At 72.1% G+C, this 559-nt stretch carries 1 pseudogene; it reads right to left on the bottom strand.

Features of this window, described 5'->3' with window-relative positions:
• Positions 1-363, bottom strand: a pseudogene (locus G6R24_RS21300) (hypothetical protein); the annotation flags it as partial.
• Positions 364-559: the final 196 nt, after the last annotated feature.

The following is a 559-nucleotide window of genomic DNA, read 5'->3' as shown; positions in this document are numbered from 1 at the left end:
GGTCCCCGGTGGCGGAGGTGGTGGCCAGCCCGCCCCGGAAGTCGCCAGGCGGACCAGCGACGCCCAGTCGTCCACCAGTGTGCTGCTGGCCGGGGCCCAGCGCACCGGCAGCGGGTACGGGTCGTTCAACCGGCGCAGCGCCGCCTCGTCCTCCCACTGACGGCGCACCGCGATCGCCAGCTGGTCGGCGATCTCGGGCAAGGTCAGGTTCCCGGCCGCGGCTTCCGCGGTCTCCTCGCGATCCGCCTTGAACGCGGCCCAGGTCAGCCATAGTCCCGTCAGCCCCGTGACGCCACCGACCAGCCCGACCAGCGCCGCCCCGTTGCTCAGGTGGTAGCGCCGGGACAGTACGAGCGCGGCCACCGTCGACCCGAGCAACAGCAGAAGCGCGATGACCCCTGTCCGTCTCGTCCGTGATCTCCCCATACGGTCATCATCGTGGCTATAGCGCCCGCCGTGCCGCCTGGGTGTGCGGTTGGGCACACGCGGTCGCCGAATGAACGGGCGTGCCGCGCGGTGGCGAGGTCGAGCCCTGGAGCCGCGACACCTGTCCGCATAC

It is taken from the genome of Candidatus Frankia nodulisporulans (assembly GCF_902806475.1).
GTDB lineage: Bacteria > Actinomycetota > Actinomycetes > Frankiales > Frankiaceae > Frankia > Frankia umida.
Note: the sequence above shows the minus strand (reverse complement) of the source record. Positions and strands in the feature narration are given on the sequence as shown.